The organism is Bacillus sp. S4 (genome assembly GCF_040838205.1).
Classification (GTDB): domain Bacteria; phylum Bacillota; class Bacilli; order Bacillales; family Bacillaceae_G; genus Bacillus_A; species Bacillus_A cereus_U.
This window is the reverse complement of the sequence record NZ_JBFPJI010000430.1, coordinates 1-2,430: the sequence shown is the minus strand read 5'-3', so window position 1 is coordinate 2,430 and position 2,430 is coordinate 1. Positions and strand designations below refer to the sequence as shown.

Below are 2,430 nucleotides of genomic sequence, written 5' to 3'. Positions count from 1 at the left end.
ATTATAATCATTCAAATTTCAATTCTATCTTGTATTTAGATTTCTACACAAATTACATCTGCTTTTTTGCTCTCAATTATTGAATTTATAATATAGCACATCAAACTTAGTTATTCTTGATCCAAATCAGTTTAAATTAATGAATAAAATTCAATCATATAATAATAATAAATACAACTAATCGTTATATATTAAAGAGGTGTCAATTTTGTCCTTAAATGAAGAGACCTTAGAAACTAAGACAGATATAACCATTGAAAAAATCCAAACAAGTAACTTAAATGAACTTAAAAACACATTAGATAACATCTTTGATATTAGTGCAGATTTGATTGAACATCCTTTGCAATTAAAAACAAACACGAATATTTTACTATATTATTTTGAAGGCCTTACAGATGGTGTTGCATTAAAAGGAAATGTTGTTACACCATTATTACAAGCAGTGAATGAAGACAGTCAAATATTTAATTCTAATATTATTGCTACTCATACCAAAATAGTATATACGTGGAATGAAATTAAAGAAGGATTACTTGAGGGACAATGTGTACTGTTTATGGAAGGAGAAAAGAGGTCCCTTCTAATAAATACAAAAGGTTGGGCAGAGAGAGCGATTCAAGAACCCATTTCAGAAGTTACTATTAAAGGCTCACATGATGGGTTTATTGAGAATGCCACAAAAAACATAGGCTTAATTCGTCGATATATTCCTTCTACTGAATTGAAAATTAAAAAATTGACAATTGGAGAACGCGCCACTTCTTTAGTCTATTTAATTTACTTAGGGGATGTAGCAAACGAAGATGTGGTCCAAGAAATAGAAACTAGAATCTGTAAAATTAAAACGGATGCGGTATTGAGCATTGGAGAACTATCTAATTTTACAAAGGATCAAAATTGGACTCCTTTTCCACAGGCTTATTTAAGTGAACGCCCAGATGCCATTTCTAATCATATACTTGATGGAAAAGTAGCAGTGTTAATTGATAGATCTCCTGGTGCGATGATTGTCCCAATGAATTTAATTGGATTTTTTCAGACTCCAGATGATTATAATATACATTGGCTCATTGCATCATTTTTTCGCTTATTACGATTTGCAGGATTTATTATAGCTATTTTTTTACCCGCAATTTATATTGCTATAGTCTCTTTTCACTTTGAAATCATTCCTTTAGATCTATACACTTCTATTGCAACGTCAAGAGTTAAAGTCCCTTTCTCTCCTTTATTGGAAGCTTTTATAATGGAAATCACACTAGAAATGCTACGTGAAGCTGGTATTCGCTTACCACAACCAATTGGACAAACAATTGGAATTGTTGGAGGGATTGTAATTGGGCAGGCGGCTGTTCAAGCTGGTCTTGTGAGTAACGTTATGGTTATTATCGTATCTATTACCGCCATTGCATCATTTATTGTTTCTAATTATGATTTATCAAGTTGTATTCGGCTTATTCGTTTTCCAATGATGTTATTGGCCTATTTTTATGGGATTGTAGGTATTGTTAGTGGATTAATGCTCTTATTTGCTCATTTTGTTTCACTAACTTCCTATGGTTCACCATATGGATTGCCAATTGCACCATTTCGTCTCCAAGAGTTAAAAGATTCTTTTGTAAGATTTCCTATTTCTATGATCACCACCCGCTCGAGTACAGGACAGCCGAAACAAAGAAAGAAAAAAGAAGGTGGTTCGCATGGGAAACCTTAAATTCCAAAGCATAACCTTATTCGAATATATTGTTTTCATTCATTCACTGCAACTTGCATCAGGTATGTTAATTATGCCAAGCCCTCTTGCCACTACCGCTGGTACAGACGGCTGGATTTCTATCATTCTGGGATGGATAATTACTTCTATAATTGGCGTAATTATTATATTAATGTTACAAAAAAATCCTAACAAAAATTTCTCTCAGATCTTAAATACATACTTTGGTAAATGGCTAGGGACAATTTTTCTTCTTTTATATGCCTTTTATCTATTTTTTGCTGGTTTTAATACTTTATTAAAGGCAACTGATATTGTAAAAGTGTGGATATTCCCTTCCACTCCTGCTTATCAAATCGCCATATTATTACTATTGCCTTTTATCATTTTAGCCCTGAGTGGGTTAAGGGCTCTTACTAGTTATTCTATGCTTGTTTTCTTCTTCACTACTTGGATGCCACTATTTCTTCTTTTTTCATTAAAAAGTAACTACAATCCTTTACATCTACTACCTATTTTTAAAGATGGCATATACCCTATTGTAAAGGCAACAAAAGAAACCATTACTCCTTATGCAGGCTTAGAAATTGCATATTTTATTTATCCGTTCTTACAAAAAAAACAAAAAGCCATAAAAGGAATACTAATAGCGAATACTGGAACCATGTTTTTCTATATATATGTGACTATTCTTTCTTATATATACTTTAGTC

Annotated in this window: 2 protein-coding genes; both read left to right on the top strand. The window is 32.1% G+C overall.

Annotated elements, in window-relative coordinates; all coding sequences use genetic code 11:
* Nucleotides 1-208: 208 nt before the first annotated feature.
* Nucleotides 209-1,717, top strand: coding sequence for a spore germination protein (locus AB3X48_RS21175; RefSeq protein WP_199715095.1), 1,509 nt, complete (start codon nt 209-211; stop codon nt 1,715-1,717).
* Nucleotides 1,704-2,430, top strand: a 727-nt coding sequence (locus AB3X48_RS21170; protein ID WP_367959907.1) for a GerAB/ArcD/ProY family transporter, incomplete at its 3' end; no start/stop codon positions are given. The genes AB3X48_RS21175 and AB3X48_RS21170, both read left to right, overlap by 14 nt.